1 protein-coding gene is annotated in these 754 nt (G+C 33.4%); it reads left to right on the forward strand.

Features of this window, described 5'->3' with window-relative positions; translation table 11 throughout:
• Positions 1–694: Type 1 glutamine amidotransferase-like domain-containing protein (locus E4U82_RS19630; RefSeq protein ID WP_245183665.1), on the forward strand; the 694-nt coding region annotated here is incomplete at its 5' end.
• Positions 695–754: the final 60 nt, after the last annotated feature.

Below are 754 nucleotides of genomic sequence, written 5' to 3' on the forward strand. Positions count from 1 at the left end.
CGGGCCATTTAACGGAACAAATGAAAAGCTATTCATAATCAAATTTAAAGACGACGGTGAGGATAATATGAAATTTTACTTATCATCTTTTAAAATTGGAAATGAAGGACTAAAACTAAAGGAAATCACAAAAAACGGAAATAAGAAGGTTGCATATATTAATAATGCTGTAGATTTTGCGACGGATTTAGAACGGAGAAACAAAAGCGATGCAACGGATATTTCTGATCTTGAAAGATTGGGTTTTGCAGTTGATATTTTAGATCTGAAACAGTATTTTCATAACACTGATGAACTGGAAGAAAAACTCGACCATTATGATGTGATTTGGGTAAGGGGTGGCAATTCCTTTGTCCTTAGACAGGCTATGAAGCTAAGTGGTTTTGATGAGATTGTAAAAGGATATTTTACTAACGACAAAGATATTTTATATGGTGGATATAGTGCAGGTATTTGTAATCTTGGAACTACATTAAAAGGGATCCATTTAGCAGATGATCCATATCAGAATCCGTATGGAGAAAGGTACGAAACTATTTGGGAAGGGTTAAACATTTTGGATTATGCACTGGTACCGCATTATAAATCAGATCATAAAGAATCAAAAGATATAGACAGAACAATTACATATATGATTGATAATAAGATACCTTTTAAAGCCTTAAGGGACGGAGAAGTAATTATAATTGAATAATTGCCTTTTCTGAATTATCACCCTAATAAACATTGCAGACGATCTTCCTTTATCGGGCGC

The organism is Lentibacillus salicampi (genome assembly GCF_004565465.1).
In the GTDB taxonomy this organism is placed as follows: Bacteria; Bacillota; Bacilli; order Bacillales; family Amphibacillaceae; genus Lentibacillus; species Lentibacillus salicampi.